Consider the following 26,892-nt stretch of genomic DNA (forward strand, 5'->3'; position numbering starts at 1 on the left):
GCCGCGGCGACGTCCCACTTCCCCGGTGAAAGAAGCGCATGTCAGGTGCCCGGCGGCGGTGTCGCGGCTCAGCCCCCGGCGACGGCGGGGATGACCGAAATCTGTACCCCGTCCGGCGTGGCGGTGTCCAGCCCATCGGCGAAACGGACGTCCTCTTCTCCGACATAGACGTTGACAAAACGCCGAATCTTGCCCGTCTCATCCAGGATTCGACCTCCGATGCCCGGATAGTCCGCATCCAGCTTCTGCAGGACGTCGCGGAGCGTTCCCCCCTCCCCGCTTACCTCCGCGACGCCGTTGGTGTACGTCCGTAGAATCGTCGGAATCCGCACGGAAACGCTCATTGCTCACTCGCTTTCGTTGCTGCCGATGGGCCTGTGATAACGCTTTCAGTCGGCGAATGCCGCACGGAAGGCGCCGAGGGAGGGACGGATGACCGCGGACGGACGGGCCTGCGCGGCCACGGCGTCAAGTGTCTTGAGACCGTCGCCGGTGTTCAGGACGACGGTTTCGGCCTCGGGATCGAGGCGGCCCTCGCGCACGAGCTTGCGCAGCACGCCGACCGTGACGCCGCCCGCGGTCTCGGCGAAGACGCCCTCGGTCCTGGCCAGCAGGCGGATCGCCTCGACCACCTCGCCGTCGTTCACGTCCTCCACCGCGCCGCCCGTACGGCGGGCGATGTCGAGCACGTACGGACCGTCCGCCGGGTTGCCGATGGCCAGCGACTTGGCGATGGTGTCGGGCTTGACCGGCTGCACCACGTCCTGCCCGGCCTTGAACGCGCGGGAGACCGGCGAGCAGCCCTCGGCCTGCGCGCCGAAGATCCGGTACGGCCGCTCCTCGACCAGGCCCAGCTTGATCAGCTCGCGGAAGCCCTTGTCGATCTTCGTGAGCTGCGAGCCGGAGGCCACCGGGACGACGATCTGCTCGGGCAGCCGCCAGCCGAGCTGCTCGGCGATCTCGTACGCCAGCGTCTTGGAACCCTCGGCGTAGTAGGGCCGGAGGTTGACGTTGACGAATCCCCACTTCTCGCCCAGCTCGTCGCCGATGAGCTCGGAGCAGAAGCGGTTCACGTCGTCGTAGGTGCCGTCGATGCCGACCAGCCGGCCGCCGTACACCGCGGCCATGGTGACCTTGGCCGCCTCCAGGTCGGCGGGGATGAACACGCAGGAGTCCAGCCCGGCCCTGGCCGCCGCGGCGCCCACCGCGCCGGCGAGGTTGCCGGTGGACGAGCACGACAGGGTGTGGAAGCCGAAGGCGCGCGCGGCCTCGACCGCGATCGCGACGACCCGGTCCTTGAAGGAGTGGGTCGGGTTGCCGGAGTCGTCCTTGACGTGCAGCGACCGCAGCCCGAGCTCTGCCGCCAGCCGGTCGGCCCGCACGAGCTTGGTCCAGCCGGGCTGCAGGTTGGGCTTGTCCGCCACCCCGGCGGGGACGGGAAGCAGGGAGCGGTACCGCCAGATGTTCGCCGGGCCCGCCGCGATGTCCTCCCGGCGGACCTCCCCGAAGTCGTACGCCACCTCAAGGGGGCCGAAACACTCCGTACAGGCGAAGACCGGGCCGAGGTCATAGTGAGCGCCACACTCCCGGCAGGACAGACCGGTGGCGGGGCCGAAGTCGGTGGCGGTGGTGGGGGCCGCAGTGCTGCTGTGCGCCATGAAGCGAGGCCTTTCCCTCATCTTCGCTCGCGACCACCCTGGCCGCGAGCCGGAATTGGCACCTGTCCCGGCCGGGCCTCGTGGACACGAGTTCGACACCGGGGAGGTTGCCGGGGCTTCGCAGGGCCGGTCCCTCCACCCCTCTGGATGAGCATCTTCAGTTGTAGAACCTTCGAGAAAGGTCCTCCAGCACTGTACCCCGGCGTCCCCTGTGTCCGTTCCGTTGTCTCAGATGGCGAGAAGGTTTGTATCAGCCGTAGGCCTCGCCGAGCGCGCTCTGCACGTATTTGCGCGCCTGGTGAATCCGGGACTTGACGGTGCCGAGGGGAATGCCGAGCTGCTCGGCGACCTGGGAGTAGTCGAGCTGGCAGATGTCGCGCAGCACGAGCGCCTGGGCGAGGTCGGGCCGCTCGGCCTCCAGCGCCTCCATCGCGTCGAGCAGGTCGAGCCGCGACCCGGCGATGACGCTCACCCGCCGCGGGTCCGGCCGCTGCTCGGGCAGCTCCTCCGCCTGTTCCGACGAGCGCCGCTTGAGCGACCGGTAGGTCGTCCTGGCGCAGTTCACGGTCACGATGTGCAGCCAGGTGCTGAACTTGGCCCGGCCCTCGAACCGGGCGATGTTGCGGGCCACGGCGAGCAGCGTGTCCTGCGCCGCCTCCTCCGCGTCCTGCCGGTACGGTAGAAGCCGCTCGCAGTGCCGCAGCACGTCCGGCTCGATGCGCCGCAGCAGCTCGCCGAGGGCGCGGTGATCTCCCCGGGCGGCCGATCCGGCCAGTTCCTCGGTGACGTCGTCCAGTGCCATCCCGTTCCAGCCCTCCCGCGATCGGTTGACATCCTATTGATGGAGGCCCGCTTTTATTAACCTTCCGGCATGCGCGCCCGCTCTGATCGAGGGGAAACCCCAATGAGCAGCTCCGTTCTGATCGCGTCCAACCGGGGCCCGGTGTCCTTCACCCTGTCGGAGGACGGCGGCCTCACCATGCGCAGGGGCGGCGGCGGGCTCGTGTCCGGGCTGTCGGACGTGGTCAGGGACACCGACGTGCTGTGGGTCTGCGCGGCGCTGTCGGACGGCGACCGCGGGGCGGTGCGGCAGGCGCCGGGGGGCCGGCTCGACGAGGCGTTCGACACGGGACCCATCCGCATGCTGGACATCCCGCCCGCGGTCTTCCACCGGGCCTACAACGCCGTGGCGAACTCGACCCTGTGGTTCGTCAACCACCTGCTCTACAACACGCCTTTCTCCCCCGAGTTCGGCACCCGGTTCGCCCGGGAGTGGGAGTCGTACCGCACCTACAACGGCGCGTTCGCGCTCGCGCTGGCGGAGGAGGCCACGGCCCGGGCCCGGGTGATGGTGCAGGACTACCACCTGACGCTCACCCCCGCGATGCTCCGGGTCGAACGGCCCGACCTGCGCATCGCGCACTTCTCGCACACGCCCTGGGCCCCGCCGGAATACTTCGCGCTGCTGCCCGAGGACGTCGCGGCGGAGGTGCTGTCGGGCATCCTCGGCGCCGACCACGCCGGCTTCCTCACCGCGCGCTGGGCGCGCGCCTTCATGGACTGCTGCGCCGCCCTGCTCGGGGCCCGGGTGGACCACGCGGCCCGTACGGTCAGCTGGGGCGGCAGGATCACCCGGATCGGCGTGCACCCGCTCGGGGTGGACGGCGACGCGCTGCGGGCACGGGCGGCCGAGCCGGACGTCGAGTCGCACATGGCGGCGATCAGGGACCACGTCGGCGACCGCAGGCTGATCGTGCGGATCGACCGCACGGAGCTGTCCAAGAACATCGTCCGCGGCCTGCGGGCCTACCAGGAGTTCCTGTCGGGGCATCCCGAGTGGCACGGACGGGTGGTCCATCTGGCGTTCGCCTACCCCTCCCGGCACGACCTGCCGGAGTACCGCGAGTACACGGCGGCCGTGCAGCGGTGCGCCCAGGAGATCGAGGACGAGTACGCCACCGAGGACTGGGACCCGCTGATCCTCAACGTCAACGACGACTACCCGCGCTCGCTCGCGGCGTACCGGCTGGCCGACGTGCTGCTCGTCAACCCCGTCCGGGACGGCATGAACCTGGTGGCCAAGGAGGGCCCGATCCTGTCGCCCCGGTGCGCGCTCGTGCTGTCCCGCGAGGCGGGCGCGGCGGCCGAGCTCGGCGCTGACTCCCTGCTGGTCAACCCGTTCGACGTGACCGCCACGGCGGCGGCGCTGCACGAGGCGCTGACGCTGCCGGAGGAGGAGCGCCTCAGGCGCGGCCTGCGGCTGCGGGAGGCGGCCACCGCGCTGCCGCCCCGCCGCTGGTTCGGCGACCAGATCGCCGCGCTGCGCTGACCGGCCGCGCCGGAGGCGGTGGTCAGCGCCAGATGGCCTTACTCAGGATCCCGTCCAGGCCCGGGGTGTCCCACTGGTCGACGATCAGGATCTTCGACGTGGGCAGGTACCACTCGCGCTGGCTGTAGCGCATCTTCACCCTGAACTTCTTGTCGACGCAGGTGCCCGCCCACGCGTGGTACTCCGCCCGGTGACCCGCCCCGACCTTCCGCAGGCCCTTGCCGGCGAGCGTGAAGGTGCCCTTGTACAGGCTCACGGTCCTCGGGCAGACGCTGACGTCGGTCGCGGGATCGAACTCGTATCTGGGGTTGTAGCGCTGGAACGTGTGGCCGCCGATTTCGAGGGCCTTCGGGCCCAGCACCCAGAAACCGTGGCACCCCGCGTCGCGGAAACCGAAGTCCATGGTGCCGAGGCTGGGACACGAGCCGGTGATGACCCGCGTCCAGTCCGAGCCGGCCTGGACCGTCTTCCACGACGCGGGGACGGTGAGGGTGAGGCCCTTGCGCAGGTGGACCTGCTTGGTGCCGCTCGCGGACGCCGCGGAAGGAGCCGCCAGGGTGGCCGTCAGCACGGCCAGCCCGGCCGCCGCGGTCGCAATCGTCTTTCCGATCATGTCTCGTACGGTATGCCCTGCCACTTGGAGACGGCTTGGGGAGCGCTGCCGGCAAGAGGTCAGTGCCAGGTGGCCTTCTTGAGGACGGCGTCCAGGCCCGGGGTGTTCCACTGGTCGACGATCAGGATCTTCGACGTGGGCAGGAACCACTCCCGCTGGTGGAAGTGGGCCTTCACCGTGAACTTCGTCATCGTCACGCACGGCCCCGCCCAGTCGCGGTAGTCGGCCCGGTGCCCCGGCCCGACCTGGCGCAGTCCCTTCCCGACGAGCTTGGTCTGGCCGATGTAGAGGTTCTTCTTCACCGGGCAGGGCCCGATGTCGGTGGCGGGATAGAACGGCCCGTCCGGCGTGTACGCGTTGAACAGCTCGTGGCCGATCTTGATGGCTTTGGGACCCAGGACCCAGAAGCTGTGGCACCCCGAGTCGCGGAAACCGTAGTCCACGGTGCCACGGGTGGGGCACGAGCCGGTGATGACGCGGGTCCAGTCCGTGCGGACGGCGTCGACCCGCCACGACGCGGGGATGGTGAGGGTGAGGCCCTTGCGCAGGTGCAGCTGCCTGGTGCCGCCGAGGTCGCTCGCGGACGCCGCCGCGGGAGCCACCAGGGTGGCGGCCGCGAGGGCGGCGGTCAGCACGGCGAGCCCGGCCGGGATGGTCTTCCGGTTCATGCCCCGGACGTTAGACCTGCCCGCTTGCAGACCGCTTGCCAAGCGATTCCACCAGGTCGCCGAGCAGGGCCACGACGCCGTCGGGGCCGTCCACCACCAGGTCGGCGCGCTCCGCCAGGGCGGTCACCTCGGTGGACCCGCTGCACACCCGCACGCCGGGCAGGCCGGCCTCCTCCACGGCGGCGAAGGCCGCGAGGTCGCCGAGGTCGTCGCCGGCGAACATGACCGAGCGGGCGCCGCGCTCGGCGAGGAAGGCCGAAAGTGCCCGGCCCTTGTCCATGCCGGGGGGCCGCAGTTCCAGCACCAGGCGGCCCGGCTCCACCGCGAGCCCGGCCTCCGCGGCCAGCGCCGCGACCGGTTCGCGCAGCGCGTCCAGGGCCGCGGCGGGGTCGGCGCACCGCCGGGTGTGCACGGCGACGGCGTGGCCCTTGTCCTCGATCCACGCGCCCGCGAGACCGGCCACGACGACGGGCAGCCGGGTCCGTACGAGGTCGAGCCCCGGCGGCGCCGGCGGGGCCGTCACGCGGCCGTCCTCCCAGCGTTCGAGGCCGTAGTGACCGAGGATCACCAGACCGGGCACGTCCCCGAGCGACGGCCCGCCGGGGACCTCTCCCAGGCCGATGGCCGTCAGGGGCGGCCGGCCCGTCACGACGACCACGGCGCGTACGAGCGGGGCGAGCGCGGCCAGCACGCCCGGCACCGCGGGGTGCACGCGGGCGGCGGCGGGGTCGGGGACGATCGGGGAGAGCGTGCCGTCGTAGTCGAGCCCGATCACGGCGCCTGCCGGATCGGCGACGATCGCGTCGAGTCCTGGGTGCGCGGGCAGTGTCATGGCCTCGTTCCGTCAGGAGTGCGTGCCGAACCTGCGGGCGGAGCGGTCGCGCCGCCGGCCGGCCCTCATCCGGCGCAGCCGCTTGACCAGCATGGGGTCGTGCTCCAGCGCCTCCGGCCGGTCGATCAGCTCCCCGAGTAACTGGTAGTACCGGGTGGCGGAGACGCCGAAGGCCTCCCTGATCGCCTGCTCCTTGGCGCCCGCGTACCGCCACCACTGACGCTCGAACGCGAGCATCTCGCGGTCGCGGTCGGAGAGGTCGAGCCCGTCGCCGCCGGTCGGTTCGGTGTCCATCCGCTCCTCCTCGATCGGCCGCGAGCCCGCCCCTCATGGTAAAGGGACGGACGACGTTGGACGACCCGGGGTGTGCAGCGGGACGGAGGCCGACGTAGTGTCACGTGGTGTGAGCTCTGTAATCACGCTTCTGACCGACTACGGGCTGGAGGACGGCTTCGTCGCCGCGTGCCACGGCGTGATCGCGGGCATCGCACCGCAGGCTCGGATCATCGACGTGGGCCATCTCGTTCCCGCCGGGGACGTGCGGCGCGGCGCGGCCATCCTGGCGCAGACCCTGCCCTACCTCCCGGCCGGCGTCCACCTCGCCGTCGTCGATCCCGCCGTCGGCGGCAACCGCCGCCCGGTCGCGGTCGACGCCGGCGGACGGGTGTTCGTCGGCCCGGACAACGGCGTCCTGTCGTGGGCCGTCCGGGCCGCGGGCGGCGCCGACGCGGCCTACGAGATCACCAACAGGGAGCTGTTCCTGGCCAACGTCTCGCCGACCTTCCAGGGACGCGACCTGTTCGCCCCGGTGGCCGCACACCTGTGCGCCGGCCGGGCGGTGGCCGACGTGGGGCCGCCGATGCCGGTGGGCCGCCTGGTGACCCTGCCCGCGCCGACCTGCCGCCTGCGGGACGGCGCGGCGGAGGGCGAGGTGCTGTCGGTGGACCGGCACGGCAACGTCCAGTTCTCGATCACCGCGACCGACCTGGCCGAGATCGGCGTACGGCTCGGCGACACCCTGGCCGTGTGGCTGGGGCGCCGCCAGGTCGCGGTGCCGTACCGGGAGACCTTCACCGCCGTGCCGCCCGGCGACCTCGTGGCGTTCGCCGACTCCGCCGGCCTGGTCGCGATGGCGATCAACGCCGGGGACGCCGCCGACCGCCTGGGCCTGCCCCCGGGCGCGCACGTACGGCTGTCGCCCGGGCGCTGACCCGGCGGCGGGTCTCCTACTCGGCGTTCACCACGTCGAGGACCTCCGCGAAGTGGCAGGCGCTGGGATGCGCGCTGCCCGGGCGAACCTCCAGCATGGGCTCCTGCTCGGCGCAGATCTCCTGCGCCTTCCAGCAGCGGGTGCGGAAGTGGCAGCCCGACGGCGGGTTGGCCGGCGAGGGCGGGTCGCCCTGCAGGATGATCCGCTGGCGGGTCTCCCGGCCCTCCGGGTCGGGCACCGGCACCGCCGACAACAGGGCCTGCGTGTACGGATGCGTCGGGTTGTCGTAGATCGCGGTGTCGTTCCCGAGCTCGACGATCTTGCCGAGGTACATCACCGCGATCCGGTCGGAGATGTGGCGGACCACCGACAGGTCGTGCGCGATGAAGATGTAGGCGAGGTTGAACTCGTTCTGCAGCCGCTCCAGCAGGTTCATCACCTGGGCCTGGATCGACACGTCGAGCGCGGAGACCGGCTCGTCGCAGATGATGATCTCCGGCTGGAGCGCCAGGCCGCGGGCGATGCCGATGCGCTGACGCTGGCCGCCGGAGAACTGGTGCGGGTAGCGGTTGACGTGGTCGGGGTTGAGGCCCACGACCTCCAGCAGCTCCTGGACCCGTTGCCGCCGGCCGCCCTTCGGCGCGACGTCCGTGTGGATCTCGAACGGCTCGCCGACGATGTCGCCGACCGTCATCCGGGGGTTCAGCGACGTGTACGGGTCCTGCATCACCATCTGGATGTTGCGGCGCATCCGCTTGAGCTCGGCGCCCCTGGCGGTGGCGATGTCCCTGCCCTTGATCCGCACCGAGCCCGACGTGGGCCGCTCCAGCGCCATCAGCAGCTTGGCCAGCGTGGACTTGCCGCAGCCCGACTCGCCCACGACTCCGAGCGTCTCGCCCCTGCGCAGGTCGAAGGAGACGCCGTCCACCGCCTTGATGGCGCCGACCTGCCGCTTGAAGACGACGCCGTAGGTCAGCGGGAAGTGCTTCACCAGGTCGCGGACCTCGAGGATGGACTCAGTTGGAGCCGTCATCGAGAACCTCCCTCCAGTAGTGGCAGGCGCTGCCGCGGGTGTCGCCGACCGTGTACAGCGGTGGGGCGTCGGTCACGCAGTTCTCCTTGCGGTACGGGCACCGCGGGTGGAAGGCGCAGCCGGTGGGCATGTCGAGCAGGTTCGGCGGCATGCCCTTGATGGCGTACAACTCCTGGCCCTTGAGGTCGACCCGGGGGATCGACTCCAGCAGGCCCTTGGTGTAGGGGTGGGCGGGAGCGCGGTATCCGTCGAAGACCGAGGCGTTCTCGACGATGCGCCCGCCGTACATGACCGCGATCTTGTCGGCCACGTCAGCGACGACGCCGAGGTCATGGGTGATCAGGATCAGGCCCATGTCGCTTTCCTGCTGCAACTCGGCCAGCAGTCCCATGATCTGCGCCTGCACGGTCACGTCCAGGGCGGTGGTGGGCTCGTCGGCGATCAGGATCTCCGGGTCGAGCGCGATCGCCATCGCGATCATGATGCGCTGCCGCATGCCGCCGGAGAACTGGTGCGGGAAGTCGTCGACCCTGGACCTGGCGCCCGGGATCCTGACCCGGTCCATGAGCTCCACGGCCTTCCGGCGGGCGTCCCGCTTGGACATGCCCTGGTGGACGCGGAACATCTCCCCGATCTGCCAGCCCACGGTGAACACCGGGTTGAGCGCGGACAGCGCGTCCTGGAAGATCATCGCGATCCGCCGCCCGCGGATCTGGCCGCGGGCGTTGTCCGGCATCGTGAGCAGGTCGGTGCCGTGGAACCGGACCTCCCCCTTGGGGATGCGCGCCGGCGGCATGTCGAGGATGCCCATGATCGCCTGCGCGGTGACCGACTTGCCGGAGCCCGACTCCCCGAGCACCGCGAGAGTCTCGCCGGCGTCGACCGAGTAGGAGACGCCGTTCACGGCCCGTACGACGCCCTGGCGGGTCTGGAACTCGACGTGCAGATTATCCACGGCGAGCAGGGGTTCGTCGCCCGCGCGCTCCGCCGGGAGCAGATGCGTGTCGACAGATGGGTTCTTCACTTGCCGCCCCTCTTATCGAAGCTTCGGGTCGAGCGCGTCGCGGACGGCGTCGCCGAGCATGACGAACGCCAGCACGGTGATGCTCAGGAAGATCGCGGGGAAGATGAGCGGTTCCGGCGCCTCCAGGAACCTGCGCCGGGCGTCTCCGATCATCAGGCCCCACGAGATCGTCGGCGGCTGGACGCCCACCCCCAGGAAGGACAGGCCGGCCTCGGCGGCGATGAACACGCCGAGGTTGAGGGTGGCCGTCACGATCACCGGGGCGATCGCGTTGGGCATGATGTGCCGCAGCATGATGCGCCCCGGCCCCGCGCCCAGCGCCCGGGCCGCGGTGACGTAGTCCTGGTTCTTCGCCGAGATGACCGCGGCCCGCATGATGCGCAGGATCAGGGGCCAGGCGAGCACGGAGAGCGAGAGGACCACGGTGAAGGCTCCGGCGTTCTCCCGGCCGATGGCCGACAGGAACAGCAGCGCGCCGAGCACCGAGGGGATCGCGAAGAAGATCTCCGCGAGCCGCGACAGCAGCACGTCGACCCAGCGGCTGTAGTAGCCCGCCAGCAGTCCGAGCCCGCCCCCGACGACGGCGCTGATCAGCGAGGTGGCGATGCCGACGATGACCGAGACCCGGGCGCCGTAGATGACGCGGGAGTAGGTGTCGCAGCCGAGGTTGTCGGTGCCGAACCAGTGCTTGGAGGTGATGCCGTCCCGCGCGTTGCTCAGGTCGCACGTGGAGGGGTCGTAGGCGTTGACGGAGGAGAACAACGACGGGAAGGCCGCCATCAGGAGCAGGATCAACACGAGGATCGACCCCAGGATGAAGACCTTGTTCCGGCGGAGGTCGTACCAGGCGTCCGACCACAGGCTGGCCGGCCTGCGCGCCTTCTCCGGCTTGGCGTCCTTGTCCTTGGCCGATTCGGCCACAGTCGCGTTACTCATAGCGGATCCGGGGGTCGAGGACGGCGTACAGCAGGTCGACGATCAGGTTGGCCAGGATGTAGACCAGGACCAGCACCGTCACGATACCGACCACCACCGCGTTCTCGCGCAGGTATACGGACTGGAAGAGCTGCTGGCCGATGCCGGGCAGATTGAAGATGGTCTCGGTGATGATCGCGCCGCCCATCAGCGTGCCCAGGTCGGCGCCCAGATAGGTGATCAGCGGGATGAGCGAGTTGCGCAGCGCGTGCCGGCCGAGCACCCTCCGGCGGGACATGCCCTTGGCCACGGCGGTGCGGATGTAGTCGGCGCGGAGCGTCTCCATCAGGCTCGTCCGGGTGAGCCGGGTGAGGTAGGCGATCGAGAGGCCGGCCAGCACCAGGCCGGGCACGAGGTAGCTCCGCATGCCGTTCTGGATCCCGGCGACGGGGAAGAAGTCGATGCCGGTGTTCTGCTTCAGCTTCACGCCGAGCACGAGCTGCAGGACGAACCCGCTCACCAGCGTCGGGATCGAGACCAGCAGCAGGGTGACCGCGAGCACGGCCTGGTCCTGCCACCTGCCCCGGCGGAGCGCCGCCCACAGGCCCAGCCCCACGCCGATGACCGCCTCGAACACGAGGGCGGTGACCGAGAGCTGGAAGGTCACCTGGAACTTGCCCTGGAACAGCGAGGACACCGGCACCCCGCGGAAGGTGGTGCCGAAATCACCGGACACGATGTCGCGGAGGTAGTACCAGTACTGGACGAGCAGCGGATCGTTCAGGTGGAACTGCTCCCGCATGCGCGACACGAGCTGGGGGTCGAGACGCCGGTCCCCGCCCAGGGCCGCGATGGGATCACCCGGCAGCGCGTAGACGGTGGCGAAGAGCAGGAACGTGGTACCCACCAGTACAGGGATCGCCTGCAGTAGGCGTCTGATCACGTAGCGACCCATGAGGTCTCCCGGTCATGAACAGGGGCAGCCCATTCTGTCGTCATGGGCTGCCCCTGAGGATGGTCGACTACCGGGGGGCAGATCAAGGACCACCCCCCGAATAGCTTGTCGGTCAGGCCCGCTCGACGTGGAAGACGTCGATGCGCTCGAACGGGTCGATCTTGACGTTCTTCACGTTCGCGGAGAACGCGCCGTTCGTGGTGTAGAAGTAGATCGGCACGTACGCCATCTCCTTCAGCGCCAGGTCGTCGGCCTGCTGGTAGAACTGCACGCCCTCGTCGAGGGACGCGGCGGAGTCGCCCTTGTTGAGCAGCTCGTCGAACTCCTTGTTGGAGTACTGGACGTAGTTGGAGCTGCCGCCGGTCCCGAAGATCGGGCGGAGGTAGTTCTCCGGCGACGGGTAGTCCATGATCCACGCCATCCGGAAGGCGCCCTTGACCTTGCCGTCACCGAGGTCGTTGAGGATGTCGGCGAACTTCTCGTACGGCTTGACGTTGACCTCGACCTGGAGGTTGGTGCGGATGTTGTTGGCCACCGCCTCCATCCACTCCTTGTGGGCGCCGTCGGCGTTGTAGCTCAGGTCGATGGACTTGACGCCCTTGCCGCCGTTGGACTCCCAGAGCGACTTGGCCTTCGCGGGGTCGAAGGTGCACGCCTCGCCGCAGGCGCCCTTGCGGTAACCGGCGACGACCGGGCTGATATTGTCGTCGGCCGGGACGCGGGTGCCGGAGAAGACCTTGTCGGTGATGGTCGCCCGGTCGATCGACATCGAGATCGCGGTGCGCAGCTCGCGGCTCTTGGCGTACGTGTCACCGCTCTTGATGTTGAACCCGAGCCAGCCGATGCCGGAGGACGGCTGCTCGATGTAGCGGTCGCCGAACTCGGCCTTGGCGCCGCCGATCTGCTCCGGCGGCAGCTGGTCCATGATGTCCAGGTTGCCGGCCCGCAGGTCGTTGTACGCGGTGTTCAGGTCCGTGTAGATCTTGTACTGGAGCGCGTCGACCTTGGCCTTGCCCTCCTTGAAGCCGTCGAAGCGGGCCATCTCGACCGTCTGGTCGGTGCCGCGCTTGTACGGCTTGCTCATCTTGAAGGGGCCGTCACCGATCGGGTTCGAGCCGTAGTCGGCCTTCATCTTGCCCTCGGACTCGAAGGCGGCCTTCGGCAGCGGGTAGAAGGCGGTGTAGCCCAGCATCGTCGGGAAGCCCGAGTAGGGGTGCGTGAGCTCGACCGAGATGGTCTTTTCGTCGACCGCCTTGAGTCCCGACAGCGTCGTCGCGGTGGGCTCCGGGGCCTTCTTCGAGCCCTCTTCGCCGTCCGGGTCCTGCGGGTTCATGGCGTCGTAGCCCTTGAACACCGAGAAGAAGTAGTTGGACTGCTGCTGGTTCGGCCCGAAGGCCGTGTAGTTCCAGGAGTCCACGAAGTTCTGGGCGGTGACCGGCGTGCCGTCGTGCCAGGTGTAGCCGTCCTTGAGTTTGATCGTCCAGGTGGTCTGGTCGGTCGAGTCGATGGACTCGGCGATCCGGTTGACCGGCTTCTTCTGGTCGTCGTAGTCGACGAGGCCGATGAAGAGCGCGTTCAGCACCTCGGCGCCGCTGGTCTCACCGGTGTTGCCGGGGATCAGGTCGTTCTGCGGCTCGGCGATCTCGATGCGGACCGGCTGCGCGGCGGAGCCGGAGCCGGAGTTGTCGGACCCTCCACCACCGCCACAGGCGGCCACGGCGAGCGCCAGCAGCGCTGCTCCGGCGGTAATCTTTACGCCCCTAGTCACACGCATAGTGGATCTTGATCCTCCCTCTAGGATGGGCGTTCATGCTGGTGTGACCCCGGGTTTGCGGGCACCGTCAAACCAGCTGACGTCCTGCCAGTCGTCCGGAGCATCCCTTACCGCTCGCAGCAGAGGTATCTCTGGCGCGTTGCAGTTCGGTCACACGTGCGCGAGTCGGGCGTCACACACGCAGTCCCGCGAGCCAACCCTAAACGCCCAGCAGTGCACTAAAACCCCCTTTAGCGTACATTCACCGGCGGAGTGCGAGTCCTTGACCCGCGGTGTCGGCAACACTCCTTCCCCGGTCCCCCCGTCACGATGTCCTGGGCTACCTTTGACCAGTCGCAGCCACGTCCGGTGCGACAGCCGTCCCATCGACCTCCATCCAATAGAGTCACTGCCATGAGCCAGCCGGAATCCGCGGTCGCGGAGGCCCAGGGTGGCGGCCGAGCCCCGGAGTCGCTGGCCGCGCTCGCCGAGCGTCACGGACTGCGACGCGCCATCGCACGCCCCAGCATGCCCGCCTACCTGCGCCAACTGTGGGACCGGCGGCACTTCATCCTCACGTACGCCACGTCGCGCAACGTGTCGAAGTACTCCGAGTCGATGCTCGGTCAGCTCTGGCAGGTGCTGACGCCTCTGCTCAACGCCGCGGTCTACTGGCTGATGTTCGGCGTGATCCTCGGGCAGAGCAAGAAGATCGAGAACTACCCCGCGTTCCTCATCACCGGGGTCATGGTGTTCACCTTCACCCAGCGCACGGTGATCAGCGGCGCCAAGTCGATCTCGTCGAACCTCTCCCTGATCCGGGCGCTGCACTTCCCGCGCGCCTCGCTCCCGCTCGCGTACACCATGCAGGAGCTGCAGCAGCTCGGTTACTCGATGGGCGTGCTGCTCCTGCTGGTGCTGGTCACGGGGGAGCCGATCACCTGGCTCTGGCTGCTGATCCCCGTCACGCTGGCGACGCAGACCGTGTTCAACATCGGCATGGGCCTGTTCATGGCCCGCGTCGGCGCGTTCATGCGGGACATGAACCAGCTCCTGCCGTTCATCACCCGCACCTGGCTGTACGCCTCGGGCGTCTTCTACGCGATCGACGACAGGACCCGGGACCTCCCCGACTTCCTCCGCTGGGCGCTGGAGTTCAACCCGGCGGCCGCCTACATCGAGTTCATGCGCGACCTCCTGATCTACCAGCGTTTCCCGGAGCGCTGGGCGTGGGTGACCTGCGTATTCTGGGCAGTGTTCGCGCTGATCGTCGGCTTCTGGTACTTCTGGCGGGCCGAGGAGAGGTACGGCCGTGGCTGAGCTGACCGAGGAGCTGTCCCAGGTGGCGCCCCAAGACCCGAAGACGCAGACCCCCTCCGAGACCCGTGACCCCGAGTCGCCCGACTCCACGACCGGGACGCCGACCGTCATCGTCGACGACCTCCACATCGTCTACAAGGTGTACGGCTCGGCCGGCGACGCCGAGAAGGGCAACGCGGCCAACGCGCTCATGCGCCTTCTGCGGCGCCAGGGACGGCCGCAGATGAAGGAGGTGCACGCCGTCAAGGGCGTGAGCTTCGTGGCCCACCACGGCGACGCCATCGGCATCATCGGCCGCAACGGCTCGGGCAAGTCGACCCTGCTGCGCGCGATCGCCGGTCTCCTGCCGCCGCACAAGGGCGCCGTCTACACCAACGGCCAGCCCTCCCTCCTCGGCGTCAACGCGGCCCTCATGAAGGAACTGACCGGCGAGCGCAACATCATCCTCGGCTGTTACGCCATGGGGATGAACCCCGCCGAGGTCCGCGAGAAGTACGACGAGATCGTGGACTTTTCCGGCATCGGGGAGTTCGTCCAGTTCCCCATGTCGACCTACTCGTCCGGCATGGGCGCCCGGCTGCGCTTCGCCATCTCGTCGGCCAAGACGCACGACGTGCTGCTGATCGATGAGGCGCTCGCGACCGGCGACCGTGATTTCAAGCGCAAGAGCCAGGACCGCATCAAGCAGATGCGCGAGTCCGCCGGCACCGTCTTCCTGGTCGCCCACAACCTCGACGTGATCGAGGAGACGTGCAACCGCGTCATCTGGCTGCACAAGGGGAAGATCAGAATGCAGGGCGACCCCCAGGAAGTCCTGGAGGCGTACAACAAAGCCTGAGAGAAACGGAGAGGCGAACGTGCCGACGCCGCCACCGATCCCGTACGACCACCTGCCCGAGGTGCCCGCGCTGACCGTCGAGAGCGACGACGTGCGGGACGGCGAGAGGCTCCCCGAGGCCCACGTGTTCGACGACTGGGGCATGGGCGGACAGAACGTCTCCCCGCACCTGCGCTGGTCGGGCGCCCCCAAGGGCACCCGGAGCTACGCCGTCACCTGCTTCGACCCGGACGCCCCCACGGGCAGCGGCTTCTGGCACTGGGTGCTGTTCGACATCCCGGCCTCCGTCACCGAGCTGCCGGCGGGCGCGGGCAACGGCCCCGACTTCAAGGGACTGCCCGAAGGGGCCAGGCACGCCCGCAACGACTTCAGCACGAAGGAGTACGGCGGCGCGGCCCCTCCGCCCGGACACCCGCACCGCTACCTCTTCGCCGTGCACGCGCTGAGTGTGGACTCCCTCGGCGTGGGCACCGACACGCCGCCCGCCGTGGTCGGCTTCAACGTCACGGCGAACACACTCGCCCGCGGCTACATCGCACCGGTGTACGAAACCTGATGCAGGAGGTCCCGGCTTTCCACTATGATTCGAACGGAGATTCGACATAGCGGAGGGCCGGGATGAGCGACCTCGCGTCGGCGATCGACAGTCTTGCCGCCGAAGATCCCTCTGAGCTGCCCGTCGGGCTGGTCGCCGAGCAGCTCCTCGACCTGCACTGGCAGATGGCCCGCCTGCAGGCCCAGATCGCCAGGCGCACCTACCTGCGCGTCTCCTCCGAGTCGCCCAACTAGGCACGTCGCCGATCTTCGCCTCATGGATCCGCGGGACCCGGAGCCGTCGCTAGCGGCGTCGCCACGAGATCCCCCTCGGCGGCCACCTCGCCGGAACGGCGAACGGCCGGCGCCCTCAGCGGGTGCCGGCCGTTCGTCGCGGCCGAAGCCGGAGTATTTCGATTTCCGGGTCAGTTGCCGTACCCGCGCATGCGGCCGGACGAGGGGACGGCGCCGGACACCAGGCCGGGGGCGGACGACACCGCGCCCGACAGGGCCGCGTCGGCGGTGACGGCCACGGAGGAGGCGACCTGGGCCGTCGTGGCGGTGGCCGTGCCGGCCCCCTGTGCCGGCACGCGCGTGGCGGTACCCGCCACCCCGACGACCGCGCGGACGCCCGCGTTCACGCGGGCCGCGGCGTCGGCGGCCGTCGTACGGGTGCCGCTCGTGAGGCCGCCGGCCGGGTCGGCGCACGGAACCAGCGTCAGCAGGCCGCCCGCGCTGCCGGCGGTCGCCGCGGCGGCGCCGTTCAGGTTGAGCAGCGCCTTGAGCCTGGCGGTGACGTCGAGCGCGGCATCGGCGTCGGCGCCCGCGGCGGCGACGGCCGCGGCCGAGGCGTCCACGGCGTCGGCGGTCCGGCCGGACGTCGTGACGACCGGCCGGCCGGCCTGGGCGGTGAGAGCCGCGGCGGCCTTCGCCTTGGCGCTCACGGCCGCGTCCACGGTGGCCGTGGCGTCGACGACCGCCTGAAGGGCGGCGCACAGGTGCGCCTCCAGGGCGGCGACCACGGTGGCGTCGACGGTGACCGTCGCGTCCGCGGCCGCGTCGGCGGCCGAGGTGGTAGCGGCGGTGGCCGCGGCGTCGGTGGCGGCGTCGGCCGTGGCATCGACCGCGGCGTCCACCGTGATGTCGGCGGCGATATCGGCCGCGATTGCGGCCGCCGCGTTGATCTGCGCGTTCGCCTTCGCGGTGAGAGCGGCCGTGGCCGTGCCGGCGAGGTCCGCGACCGCGACGAGGTCGGCCCGGAGCGCGGCGGTCACGTTCACCGCCACCTGGGCGGCGGCGTCGGCCTGAGCGACGGCGTTACCCGTCGCGGCGCTCGTCGTGCTGCTCGCCGATCCGCTCGTCGCACTGCCCGTCGTTCCGCTCCTTGTGCCGGCCACCGCGCCGGCGACCACACCGGCCCGCAGGTCGGCCAGCAGGCTCGCCACCGCCGCGACCCGGTTGTTCGTGCACTTGACCGCGCACCCCTGGGCCTGCGCCGGCGCGGCGACCATGCCGGCGACGCCGATCGCGACGGCGACGACGGCTGTCCTAACCGTTCGTTTCATTTGACTTGCCCCCGGTTCATATTCCTTTTCACGAGAGTGGGAATGACGAACCCAAGAACCCCCGTGCGTCGGCGGGCACGCCGACAAAGACGTCGGCATTTCTATCACCGGAGTTCACGGCGGAAGGCCCGGTGAGGTGGGGGATCCAGCCCGGACGACGCGCCGGAAAAGTCGAGATATCGAGCATCGGACGACCACTTCACGGTCGCCCCAATCCCCGCGCAGCAGAAAGCTACGGTAAACACCGCGCCCGGTGGCGGCGGGGAATTTTTCCGCGCGCTTTTGGCGACGCGCGCGTGGCGTCCGTGACAACCGCTGCCTGGCGCCCCCGGCGGGCGCCGGACCGCAACCCCTGGGACCCCCTGTTCTCGACCGGCCGCTATCGCGACATATCTCGTTAAGAGTTACGCTGTCGGGGTGACCTACCTCACCCCGTACGCGGGCGACGACCCCGCGCAGCGCGCCTCCGACGCGGACCGCGACAGGATCGCGGCCGTGCTCGGCGAGGCGCTGGCCACCGGCCGCCTGACGAGCCTCGAACACGCCGACCGGCTCGACGCCGTCTACCACGCCGTGACGCTCGGCGAACTCGTGCCACTGATCAGGGATGTGCCGGACGTGTCCGGCCAGGCGTCCGCGCTCCCCACCGACCGGCTCCGGATCGCGGCGGTGTTCAGCAAGATCATACGGCGCGGGCGCTGGATCGCCGGGCGGCACACCGAGCTCACCGCGGTCTTCGGAGCGCTGATCGTGAACCTCGACGAGGCGGTCCTGCCCGGCCGGGAGTTGACGCTTGAGGTGAACTCGTTCTGCGGCAAGATCATCATCACCGTTCCCCCGAACGCCAGGGTGATCGACCAGGGCGGCACGGTGTTCTCCAAGCGCGCGATCAGTGGTGGGGACGGCGCCGAGGACGGCCCGCTGATCCGCCTCACCGGCAACGCGCGCTTCGGCAAGATCGTGGTGTCCCGGGGGATGCGCCGCTGACGGCCTACGATTCGGCCATGCAACCCACCGGCCGTGCGCTGCCCGTGGCCCTGGACGCCATGGGCGGCGACCACGCGCCCGGCGAGATCGTCGCGGGAGCCGTGCGGGCGGTGCGCGAACGCGGTGTGCCCGTCGTGCTCGTCGGCCATCCCCGCGTGCTCTACCAGGAGCTGGCCGGGCACGACGCGGTCACCGAGATCCCCATCGTCCGCGCCGATGAGGCGCTGGCGATGAACGAGGGGGCGCTGGCGAGCCTGCGGCGCCCGCGGTCCAGCATCGCCGTCGCGTGTCATCTCGTCCGGCGCGGCGACGCCTGCGCGGTGGTGTCCGCCGGTTCGACCGCCGGCGTCGTCGCCACCGGGCGGCTGCGCCTGCGGGCCCAGCAGGGCGTCGTACGGCCCGCCATCGCGGTCGGCCTGCCGACGCTCCCCCAGCCCACCGTGTTGCTCGACGCGGGGGCCACGGCGGACGCCAAGCCGGAGATGCTGGTGCAGTTCGCCCACCTCGGGGTGGCGTACGCGGAGGCCGTGCTCGACACGCGGCGCCCGCGCGTCGGCCTGCTCACGATCGGAGCCGAGGCCGAGAAGGGCAACAAGCTCGCCAAACGCGCGCACGAGCTGCTCGCCGCCACCCCCGGCATCGACTTCGTCGGCAACGTCGAGGGGCACGACCTGCTCACCGGGAGGGCCGACGTCGTCGTCACCGACGGGTTCACCGGCAACGTCGCGCTGAAGACGGTGGAGGGCACCGTACGGTATGCCTTCGACCAGTTCCGGGAGGCGATCGCGGACAGCCGCCTGGCCCGGATCGGCGGGATGCTGCAACGGGCCCGGCTGCGCGAGCTGGCCGGCCGGCTCGACCCCGAGGCGCACGGCGGGGCCGTGCTGCTCGGGCTCAACGGCACGGTGGTGATCGCCCACGGCTCGTCGCGGGCCCGCGGCGTGGCCGCCGCCTGCGAGCTCGCCGCCCGCCTGTCGGCCCAGGGGGTCGTCGCCAGGATCGGCGATCGGATCGCCTCGGGCAACCGGTCGCACCGCCGCCGCTGACCGTACAGGCGGCCGTGCGGGGGCCGTGCGGGCGGGCAGCGAGGTGGCAGCGGGGTGGCCGCCGATTATGGCAGGCGGGCGCGAGTCGCGCGCCGATAAGCTTGACGCATGACCGATCCGCAGCTCGTGCTCACCGAGCGGGTCCGGCAGGCGCTGGGCTCCGCCTTCGGCTCGGAGTACGCCACCGAAGACCCGCTGATCAGGCCCTCCCAGTTCGCCGACTACCAGGCGAACGTCGCGCTCAGCCTGGCCAAGCGGCTCCGACGTGCGCCGCGGGAGGTCGCCCAGGCCATCGCCGACCACCTCGACACCTCCGACGTGAGCGTCGAGGTCAGCGGGCCCGGGTTCCTCAACCTGACGCTGCGCGACGGCTGGATCGCCGAGCAGGCCGGGGATCGGCTGCTCGACGACCGCCTCGGCGTGCCGCAGTCGGCGCCGCAGACCGTGATCGTCGACTACTCGGCGCCGAACGCCGCCAAGGAGATGCACGTCGGTCACCTGCGCACCACGATCGTCGGCGACACCCTCGCACGCACCCACGAGCACGTCGGCAACCAGGTGATCCGGCAGAATCACCTCGGCGACTGGGGCACGCAGTTCGGCATGCTCATCGAGCACCTCCTCGACATCGGCGAGGAGCGGGCGCTCGGCATGCTGGCCGCCGGCGACGGCAACGCCTTCTACCAGGCGGCGCGGCACAAGTTCGACAACGACTCCGAGTTCCAGCAGCGGTCCCGCGGCCGGGTGCCGCTGCTGCAGGGCGGCGACCTGGAGACCCTGCGCCTGTGGCGCGAGTTCGTCGACTACAGCAACCGCTACTTCACCAAGGTCTACCGGACGCTCGGCGTCACGCTGACCGACGACGACATCGCGGGCGAGAGCAAGTACAACCCGATGCTCGCCGACGTCTGCGACGAGCTCGAGCGCATGGGTGTGGCCGAGCTGAGCGAGGGCGCGCTGTGCGTGTTCCCGCCCGGCTTCACCGGCCGCGACGACCAGCCGCTGCCGCTCATCGTCCGCAAGAGCGACGGCGGGTACGGCTACGCCACGACCGACCTCGCCGCGATCCGCCACCGGGTCCGCGACCTCAAGGCCGACCGCGTCCTGTACGTCGTGGGCGCGACCCAGTCGCTGCACTTCCAGATGGTCTTCGCGGCGGCCCGGATGGCCGGCTGGCTGCACGACGAGGTCAGGGCGGAGCACGTCCAGATCGGCAGCGTGCTCGGCAGCGACGGCAAGATGTTCAAGACCCGCAGCGGCGAGTCGGTCAAGCTCACCGGCCTCCTCGAAGAGGCCGTCGTCCGGGCCGAGGCGGTCATCGCCGACCGCGGGTACGAGCCGGAGGCCCGGCGGCAGATCGCCCGCCAGGTCGGCATGGGCGCCGTCAAGTACGCCGACCTGTCGGTCAGCCACGACAGCGAGTACGTCTTCGACTTCGACCGCATGCTCGCGCTGACCGGCAACACGGGGCCGTATCTCCAGTACGCCACGGCCCGCATCCGGTCGATCTTCCGCAACGGCGGGATCGACCCGGATTCGGTCACCGGACCGATCGTGCTGGGCCACCCGGCCGAGCGGGCGCTGGCGCTGCAGCTGCTCGGCTTCGGCACGATCGTCGCCGCCGTCGCCGACCTGTCCGAGCCGCACCGGCTGTGCAACTACCTGTTCGACCTCGCGCAGGCGTTCACCTCGTTCTACGAGGGCTGCCCGGTCCTCAAGGCCGAGGACGAGTCCGTACGGCAGTCGCGCCTGGCCCTGTCGGCGCTCACGCTGCGCGTGCTGCTGCGCGGCCTCGACCTGCTCGGCATCGAAGTGCCCGAGCGGATGTGAGCGGCGTGCCCGAACCCGCTCCGGCGTGCCTAACCCCTTGTCAGCGCGCCGAGCGTCTAGTCTGGCGCGGGCAAGGGAGTGCCAGCCGATCCCTCGGGGAGCGTTCCGCGTGAGCATGGATCTGACCACGAGCCCGGACCCCGGAAACGTGGCCGACGCCACGGAGTTGCACCGCTACGCCGAAGCGCTGCTCGTCAGCCTGGCGGCCGACGGGACCACGCCCGAGCTGCCGCCGGGCGTCACGGACGTGCCGGGCTACTGGCTCGCGCCGGCCGTCGAGACCCTCGTGCTGATCCTGTCGGGCGGGGACGCGCTGGAGCCGCTGGCCCTCGCCTCCCAGCTCGACGAGCGGCGCACCGCCCTGTTCCTGTGCCTCGCCCTCGCCGTCTGCGGCCAGGGCGACCGCATCCACGCGTCCTGGCTCGGCACCGCCTTCGGCGACCTCTCCGAGGAGCGTCCGGTGGCCCCCGGCCAGCGGGCCCTGTGGCTCGCCGCCGCGCGGGGGGCGTACGGGCCGGTCGGAAAGATCTTCGTGCTGCGCAGGCTGGACGCGGCCGACGTGCCGGCCGGCGACGACCGCTGGCTGAAGGCCATCGTGCCCGGCCCGCCCGAGACGTCGGTGCCCCCCTCGCTGGAGCCGTTCCCCGAACTGGCGAAGGTCGCCGAGATCGAGCGCTCCCTGCGGGCGTCGGTGACGCTGCAGCGCCTCCGTGAGCGCTGCGACGCGATCACCACCACCCGGCGGCCCGGCGAGGTGACCAAGGTCGTACGCGGCACCGTGTGGGCCGACGACGAGCCGCTGGCCGTGCTCCGCGCGTTGATCGGGCAGGGCGGCCCCGACGGGCCGCTGAGCTCGCTCACCGGCCATCTGCTGGAGGACCTGCGCCCCGACGCCGATCCGCACCTGGCCGCACTCGCCCTGCACGTCGCGGCGCCCGCCGTACGGGCCGCCGCCGAGGCGCTCGTCGACGTGGTGCGCGAGCCCCCGCCGGACGCGCTGGACGTGCCGATCCTCGGCTATGCGGTACGGCTCCGGCCGGAGGGCCCGGACCAGGAGTCGATGGCGGCGGCCGAGCAGCGCCTCGTCACCGAGTGCGTGCCCAAGCGTGGCCGGCCCTGGCCGGCGTTCCTGCTCCTGGTCCTCGCCGCCGCCGTCTTCGCCTGGGGTTTCGTGGTCAACCCGCCGCTGGCCCTCGGCGGCCTGGTGATCGCCGCGGTGGGTGGGCACCTGCTGTGGCGGCACCGCATCCAGGAACACTCGGACGTGCGGTACGTCCAGTCGCGGGCCGGGAAGCTCGGCGACCTCGCCGACAAGGCCGTCTGGGCCCTGCACGAGTACGCGAGGGAGTCCGAGGAGCGGGCCTCCGTCGCCGCCCGCGATCTGACGGAGATCACCACCATCCTGCGCCGGGGCCCACGGGCCGCCTGACGCCGTTCCGCCGTACGACCGAGGGGCCCTCTCCCATGGCGGGAGAGGGCCCCTTTCGGTCACATGCACGGGCGCCGGTTCAGGCGCTGGAGACCTCCACGTTCGCGGGGGTGATCAGGAACACCTTGTCCGCGATCCGCTCGATGCGGCCCTCACAGCCGTAGGCGAGGCCCGCGGCGAAGTCGACCATGCGGGTGGCCTCCGCGGTCGACATGCCCGCCACGTCCATCACCACAGTGTGGCCCTCACGGAAGTGCCGGCCGATCGTCAGGGCGTCGTCGTACTTGTGCGGGCGGACCATCACGATGTGGGCAGGGTCGGCATTGGGCTGCCAACGCTTGGCGGCACGCTCGGCCGCCGGCATCCAGTCGTCCTCGTACTCGTCCTCGTCGGTGTAGGCCTCGTCGTACTGCTCTGCCCCACCCAGGCCAAGGTAGCTTGCCACCTTGCGCACAGCCCCCATCGGCTTGTCCTTTTCCGGCTTGTCCTTTTCCGGGCTTGTCCCAGCACATGGGACCGTAATCGACGATTCAGCGATCCCCCACCGACACGCCCGGCCGTTTAAGGGTTGTTGGCTGGATTATGTAGAGGCCGAGTGCGTATGTCTTCATCGTCAATTCTGTTTCAGCCCTTCCAGGGTAACTCTCGAACCCGCCTACCCCACGGAACCCTTCGCAAACATTTTTTCCGGTCATCAGGAAGGACGTCGTTCCCTCAGTAGATCACAACGAACGCCGCCGATGAAGGGTTCCGGAAATAAGATCTTGCTGGTAGAGCCGCCGTGGACGGATGCCGGAGACACGAATCGAACCTCCGGCGAAGATGATCGAATTGTGTGACGCACGCCTCGTCCGCGGGCCGGGAATTCGCATTTCGAAAACATTTGCGAGAGTAGTCGCGGGCGTCCGCACCGCCGGAGGCGCAGCCCAGGGCCGGCTGGACGGCTGCCGCTGGGAGATCCTCGATGGTGGTCAGCCTCGGAGCCGACGACGCATTGCCACACGAAGAGTTAGAGGCTCACAGACGCCCATAGGTTCCCGGATGACGCGAACTTCCCGTCTCCGCCTCATCCAGCCCCGGCCACGACTCCCACGACCGATGCCGACCCTCGACCGGCCGGCGCCCGCGAGAGCGCGAGGCACCGGTAGCGGTAGCCGGCCGCAACACAGCCAGTGCGCACCCTCCGATGCGCGGGGCAAGCAGGAGGCGGGGCGGGGAAACCGGGAGGGCAGGCCGAGCGGTCCAGGGCACAGACGCTCTGGCGCAGAGATTCTGGGCACAAAAAAAGGGGGGCCATCCCAATGGGATGGCCCCCCTCAAAAGATTGTCCGGCGGCGTCCTACTCTCCCACACCGTCCCCGGTGCAGTACCATCGGCGCTGGCGGGCTTAACTTCCGGGTTCGGAATGTAACCGGGTGTTTCCCCACCGCTATAACCGCCGTAACCCCATGAAACACACAACCACACCACACACCCGAAAGGTGTGTACCGGTTGCTGTCTCTGAGATCGCATAGTGAACGCGAGCATAATATGGTCAAGTCCTCGGCCTATTAGTACCGGTCAGCTCCACGCATTACTACGCTTCCACTTCCGGCCTATCAACCCCATCGTCTATAGGGGGCCTTACCCACTCTCGTGGTGGGAGACCTCATCTTGAGGCGAGCTTCCCGCTTAGATGCTTTCAGCGGTTATCCCTACCGAACGTAGCCAACCAGCCGTGCTCCTGGCGGAACAACTGGCACACCAGAGGTTCGTCCGTCCCGGTCCTCTCGTACTAGGGACAGCCCCTCGCAAGTCTCCTGCGCGCGCAGCGGATAGGGACCGAACTGTCTCGCGACGTTCTAAACCCAGCTCGCGTACCGCTTTAATGGGCGAACAGCCCAACCCTTGGGACCTACTCCAGCCCCAGGATGCGACGAGCCGACATCGAGGTGCCAAACCATCCCGTCGATATGGACTCTTGGGGAAGATCAGCCTGTTATCCCCGGGGTACCTTTTAGCCGTTGAGCGACACCGCTTCCACACGCCGATGCCGGATCACTAGTCCCAGCTTTCGCTCCTGCTCGACCCGTCAGTCTCACAGTCAAGCTCCCTTGTGCACTTACACTCGACACCTGATTGCCAACCAGGCTGAGGGAACCTTTGGGCGCCTCCGTTACCTTTTAGGAGGCAACCGCCCCAGTTAAACTACCCACCAGACACTGTCCCCCACCCGGATACACGGGCGCGGGTTAGACGTCCAAAACGACCAGAGTGGTATTTCACCAATGACTCCACGATAACTAGCGTCACCGCTTCACAGTCTCCCACCTATCCTACACAAGACGCTCCAAACGCCAATGTCAAGCTGTAGTGAAGGTCCCGGGGTCTTTCCGTCCTGCTGCGCGAAACGAGCATCTTTACTCGTACTGCAATTTCACCGGGCCTGTGGTTGAGACAGCGGGGAAGTCGTTACGCCATTCGTGCAGGTCGGAACTTACCCGACAAGGAATTTCGCTACCTTAGGATGGTTATAGTTACCACCGCCGTTTACCGGCGCTTAAGTTCTCACCTTCGCACCCCAAAAGGATGCTAAGCGGTCCCCTTAACGTTCCGGCACCGGGCAGGCGTCAGTCCGTATACATCGTCTTACGACTTCGCACGGACCTGTGTTTTTAGTAAACAGTCGCTTCCCCCTGGCCACTGCGACCCCCACCAGCTCAAGAAGCAAGTTCCATCACCAGTAAAGGTCCCCCTTCTCCCGAAGTTACGGGGGCAATTTGCCGAGTTCCTTAACCACAGTTCACCCGACCGCCTTGGTATTCTCTACCTGACCACCTGAGTCGGTTTAGGGTACGGGCCGCTACGACACTCACTAGAGGCTTTTCTCGGCAGCATAGGATCACCCACTTCGCCACAATCGGCTCGGCATCACACCTCAGGATTAATGAGAGACGGATTTGCCTATCTCTCTCCCTACATGCTTACCCCGGGACAACCACCGCCCGGGCTGGGCTACCTTCCTGCGTCACCCCATCGCTTACCTACTACCAGATCAGGCCAGGCGTTCACCCTGACGCCGGCTCCGAAGAGCCAACCGGCTTAAGGACCCTTAGTATCCCCGGATTCGATATGGGCGCATCACAGCGGGTACGGGAATATCAACCCGTTGTCCATCGACTACGCCTGTCGGCCTCGCCTTAGGTCCCGACTTACCCTGGGCGGACGAACCTGCCCCAGGAACCCTTGGTCATTCGGCGCAGAAGATTCTCACTTCTGACTCGCTACTCATGCCTGCATTCTCACTCGTACGACCTCCACCACACGATCACTCGGCAGCTTCACCGGCTCGCACGACGCTCCCCTACCCACCACCAGCAAACGCTGACAGTGCCACGACTTCGGCGGTGTACTTGAGCCCCGCTACATTGTCGGCGCAGAATCACTTGACCAGTGAGCTATTACGCACTCTTTCAAGGGTGGCTGCTTCTAAGCCAACCTCCTGGTTGTCACTGCGACTCCACATCCTTTCCCACTTAGCACACGCTTAGGGGCCTTAGTCGGTGATCTGGGCTGTTTCCCTCTCGACCACGGAGCTTATCCCCCGCAGTCTCACTGCCACGCTCCACTTACCGGCATTCGAAGTTTGGCTGACGTCAGTAACCTTGTCGGGCCCATCAGCCAACCAGAGCCCTACCTCCGGCAAGCACCACGTAACGCTGCACCTAAATGCATTTCGGGGAGAACCAGCTATCACGGAGTTTGATTGGCCTTTCACCCCTACACACAGGTCATCCCCCAGGTTTTCAACCCTGGTGGGTTCGGTCCTCCACGCGGTCTTACCCGCGCTTCAACCTGCCCATGCGTAGATCACTCCGCTTCGGGTCTACAGCATGCGACTAAAAGCGCCCTATTCAGACTCGCTTTCGCTACGGCTCCCCCACACGGGTTAACCTCGCCACACACCATAACTCGCAGGCTCATTCTTCAAAAGGCACGCAGTCACATCACAGCCGTCCGAAAACGACTACGCTCCTACGGCTTGTAGGCACACGGTTTCAGGTACTATTTCACGACCCCTCACCGGGGCGCTTTTCACCTTTCCCTCACGGTACTAGTTCACTATCGGTCATCAGGAAGTATTTAGGCTTACCAGGTGGTCCTGGCAGATTCACACAGGATTTCTCGGGCCCCGTGCTACTCGGGAACACTCCCAACAGTCGGTAAAGTTTCGCCTACCCGGCTCTCACGGTCTACGGCCGCCCTTCCCAGAGCGTTCGACTACCCCACCGATTTCTCACTGCCTGAAGAGACGGCGGTCTCCCCCGGAAGGTCCCACAACCCCGCACACGCAACGCCCGCCGGCTATCACA

The 26,892-nt window shown here is 68.8% G+C and carries 24 protein-coding genes, 2 rRNA genes and 1 riboswitch (1 of these 27 cut by a window edge); of the genes, 10 read left to right on the forward strand and 16 right to left on the reverse strand.

Annotation, left to right across the window (positions count from 1 at the left end; genetic code table 11):
• Positions 1-68 precede the first annotated feature (68 nt).
• The 3 genes from OG344_RS05700 to OG344_RS05710 form a co-directional block, all read right to left on the reverse strand.
• Complete coding sequence (locus tag OG344_RS05700) at positions 69-344, reverse strand: MoaD/ThiS family protein (protein ID WP_327048201.1); 276 nt, start codon at positions 342-344, stop codon at positions 69-71.
• Positions 345-389: 45 nt separating this feature from the next.
• Positions 390-1,658 (reverse strand): threonine synthase, encoded by a 1,269-nt coding sequence (thrC, locus tag OG344_RS05705; RefSeq protein WP_405087289.1) that lies wholly within the window; start codon positions 1,656-1,658, stop codon positions 390-392.
• A gap of 14 nt (positions 1,659-1,672) precedes the next feature.
• A riboswitch (SAM riboswitch) is annotated at positions 1,673-1,812 on the reverse strand.
• Between the two features lie 96 nt (positions 1,813-1,908).
• Positions 1,909-2,460, reverse strand: a complete 552-nt coding sequence (locus OG344_RS05710; RefSeq protein ID WP_150938751.1) for an RNA polymerase sigma factor — start codon at positions 2,458-2,460, stop codon at positions 1,909-1,911.
• A 102-nt stretch (positions 2,461-2,562) separates the two neighbouring features.
• Here OG344_RS05710 and OG344_RS05715 point away from each other — a divergent pair, with 102 nt between their 5' ends.
• Complete coding sequence (locus OG344_RS05715; RefSeq protein ID WP_405087290.1) at positions 2,563-3,987, forward strand: trehalose-6-phosphate synthase; 1,425 nt, start codon at positions 2,563-2,565, stop codon at positions 3,985-3,987.
• Between the two features lie 22 nt (positions 3,988-4,009).
• Here the strand turns inward: OG344_RS05715 and OG344_RS05720 are convergent, their stop codons facing one another.
• Genes OG344_RS05720 through OG344_RS05735 form a run of 4 tightly spaced genes read right to left on the reverse strand, consistent with a single transcriptional unit; the run spans position 4,010 to position 6,394 of the window.
• Positions 4,010-4,600 carry a hypothetical protein gene (locus OG344_RS05720; RefSeq protein WP_405087291.1) on the reverse strand — a complete coding sequence of 197 codons (591 nt, stop codon included), beginning with the start codon at positions 4,598-4,600 and terminating at the stop codon, positions 4,010-4,012.
• Positions 4,601-4,659: 59 nt separating this feature from the next.
• Entirely contained in the window at positions 4,660-5,268 is a 609-nt protein-coding gene (locus OG344_RS05725; RefSeq protein ID WP_405087292.1) for a hypothetical protein, read from the reverse strand.
• A 10-nt stretch (positions 5,269-5,278) separates the two neighbouring features.
• Positions 5,279-6,100, reverse strand: coding sequence for a trehalose-phosphatase (gene otsB / locus OG344_RS05730; RefSeq protein WP_405087293.1), 822 nt, complete (start codon positions 6,098-6,100; stop codon positions 5,279-5,281).
• A 12-nt stretch (positions 6,101-6,112) separates the two neighbouring features.
• Positions 6,113-6,394: a DUF3263 domain-containing protein gene (locus OG344_RS05735; RefSeq protein WP_327048207.1), complete on the reverse strand. Its 282-nt coding sequence runs from the start codon at positions 6,392-6,394 to the stop codon at positions 6,113-6,115.
• Positions 6,395-6,503: 109 nt separating this feature from the next.
• Between OG344_RS05735 and OG344_RS05740 the strand changes: the two genes are divergently transcribed.
• Positions 6,504-7,310, forward strand: a complete 807-nt coding sequence (locus OG344_RS05740; RefSeq protein WP_405087294.1) for an S-adenosyl-l-methionine hydroxide adenosyltransferase family protein — start codon at positions 6,504-6,506, stop codon at positions 7,308-7,310.
• Positions 7,311-7,326: 16 nt separating this feature from the next.
• Here OG344_RS05740 and OG344_RS05745 read toward each other — a convergent pair whose 3' ends face one another.
• The 5 genes from OG344_RS05745 to OG344_RS05765 form a co-directional block, all read right to left on the reverse strand.
• The gene (locus OG344_RS05745; RefSeq protein ID WP_405087295.1) at positions 7,327-8,343 is read right to left on the reverse strand and encodes an ABC transporter ATP-binding protein; all 1,017 of its coding nucleotides are present in this window, start codon (positions 8,341-8,343) and stop codon (positions 7,327-7,329) included.
• Positions 8,327-9,367, reverse strand: coding sequence for an ABC transporter ATP-binding protein (locus OG344_RS05750; RefSeq protein WP_405087296.1), 1,041 nt, complete (start codon positions 9,365-9,367; stop codon positions 8,327-8,329). Before OG344_RS05750 ends, OG344_RS05745 begins: the two co-directional genes overlap by 17 nt.
• Before the next feature lie 12 nt (positions 9,368-9,379).
• A complete protein-coding gene (locus OG344_RS05755; RefSeq protein ID WP_405087297.1) occupies positions 9,380-10,303 on the reverse strand; it encodes an ABC transporter permease in 924 nt (307 codons plus the stop codon).
• Positions 10,296-11,237, reverse strand: coding sequence for an ABC transporter permease (locus OG344_RS05760; RefSeq protein WP_327048212.1), 942 nt, complete (start codon positions 11,235-11,237; stop codon positions 10,296-10,298). Before OG344_RS05760 ends, OG344_RS05755 begins: the two co-directional genes overlap by 8 nt.
• Before the next feature lie 112 nt (positions 11,238-11,349).
• Positions 11,350-13,011 (reverse strand): ABC transporter substrate-binding protein, encoded by a 1,662-nt coding sequence (locus OG344_RS05765; protein ID WP_405087298.1) that lies wholly within the window; start codon positions 13,009-13,011, stop codon positions 11,350-11,352.
• 393 nt (positions 13,012-13,404) lie between these two features.
• Between OG344_RS05765 and OG344_RS05770 the strand changes: the two genes are divergently transcribed.
• From OG344_RS05770 to OG344_RS05785, 4 genes are all read left to right on the forward strand, one after another.
• Positions 13,405-14,310, forward strand: coding sequence for an ABC transporter permease (locus OG344_RS05770; protein ID WP_327048214.1), 906 nt, complete (start codon positions 13,405-13,407; stop codon positions 14,308-14,310).
• Positions 14,311-14,419: 109 nt separating this feature from the next.
• Positions 14,420-15,148 carry an ABC transporter ATP-binding protein gene (locus OG344_RS05775; protein ID WP_405089051.1) on the forward strand — a complete coding sequence of 243 codons (729 nt, stop codon included), beginning with the start codon at positions 14,420-14,422 and terminating at the stop codon, positions 15,146-15,148.
• Positions 15,149-15,167: 19 nt separating this feature from the next.
• Positions 15,168-15,704: a YbhB/YbcL family Raf kinase inhibitor-like protein gene (locus OG344_RS05780; protein WP_405087299.1), complete on the forward strand. Its 537-nt coding sequence runs from the start codon at positions 15,168-15,170 to the stop codon at positions 15,702-15,704.
• 62 nt (positions 15,705-15,766) lie between these two features.
• The gene (locus OG344_RS05785; RefSeq protein WP_405087300.1) at positions 15,767-15,937 is read left to right on the forward strand and encodes a hypothetical protein; all 171 of its coding nucleotides are present in this window, start codon (positions 15,767-15,769) and stop codon (positions 15,935-15,937) included.
• Between the two features lie 170 nt (positions 15,938-16,107).
• Here the strand turns inward: OG344_RS05785 and OG344_RS05790 are convergent, their stop codons facing one another.
• A complete protein-coding gene (locus OG344_RS05790) occupies positions 16,108-17,247 on the reverse strand; it encodes a hypothetical protein (RefSeq protein WP_405087301.1) in 1,140 nt (379 codons plus the stop codon).
• Between the two features lie 417 nt (positions 17,248-17,664).
• On the opposite strand from OG344_RS05790, the gene OG344_RS05795 reads away from it, so the two are divergent.
• The 4 genes from OG344_RS05795 to OG344_RS05810 all read left to right on the forward strand — a co-directional run bounded on the left by OG344_RS05795 (position 17,665) and on the right by OG344_RS05810 (position 22,539).
• Positions 17,665-18,234, forward strand: coding sequence for a DUF1707 domain-containing protein (locus tag OG344_RS05795; protein ID WP_405087302.1), 570 nt, complete (start codon positions 17,665-17,667; stop codon positions 18,232-18,234).
• A 17-nt stretch (positions 18,235-18,251) separates the two neighbouring features.
• Positions 18,252-19,280 carry a phosphate acyltransferase PlsX gene (plsX, locus tag OG344_RS05800; RefSeq protein WP_327048220.1) on the forward strand — a complete coding sequence of 343 codons (1,029 nt, stop codon included), beginning with the start codon at positions 18,252-18,254 and terminating at the stop codon, positions 19,278-19,280.
• A gap of 108 nt (positions 19,281-19,388) precedes the next feature.
• Positions 19,389-21,110, forward strand: coding sequence for an arginine--tRNA ligase (argS, locus tag OG344_RS05805; RefSeq protein WP_405087303.1), 1,722 nt, complete (start codon positions 19,389-19,391; stop codon positions 21,108-21,110).
• Between the two features lie 115 nt (positions 21,111-21,225).
• Positions 21,226-22,539, forward strand: coding sequence for a hypothetical protein (locus tag OG344_RS05810; protein ID WP_327049457.1), 1,314 nt, complete (start codon positions 21,226-21,228; stop codon positions 22,537-22,539).
• Positions 22,540-22,618: 79 nt separating this feature from the next.
• Here OG344_RS05810 and OG344_RS05815 read toward each other — a convergent pair whose 3' ends face one another.
• From OG344_RS05815 to OG344_RS05825, 3 genes are all read right to left on the reverse strand, one after another.
• A complete protein-coding gene (locus OG344_RS05815; RefSeq protein ID WP_307800863.1) occupies positions 22,619-22,984 on the reverse strand; it encodes a cell division protein SepF in 366 nt (121 codons plus the stop codon).
• 881 nt (positions 22,985-23,865) lie between these two features.
• Positions 23,866-23,982, reverse strand: a 5S ribosomal RNA gene (gene rrf, locus OG344_RS05820).
• 88 nt (positions 23,983-24,070) lie between these two features.
• Positions 24,071-26,892 (reverse strand): 23S ribosomal RNA (locus OG344_RS05825) (it continues 286 nt past the right edge of the window).

Origin of the sequence: Microbispora sp. NBC_01389, from assembly GCF_045040095.1 — a bacterium.
GTDB lineage: Bacteria > Actinomycetota > Actinomycetes > Streptosporangiales > Streptosporangiaceae > Microbispora.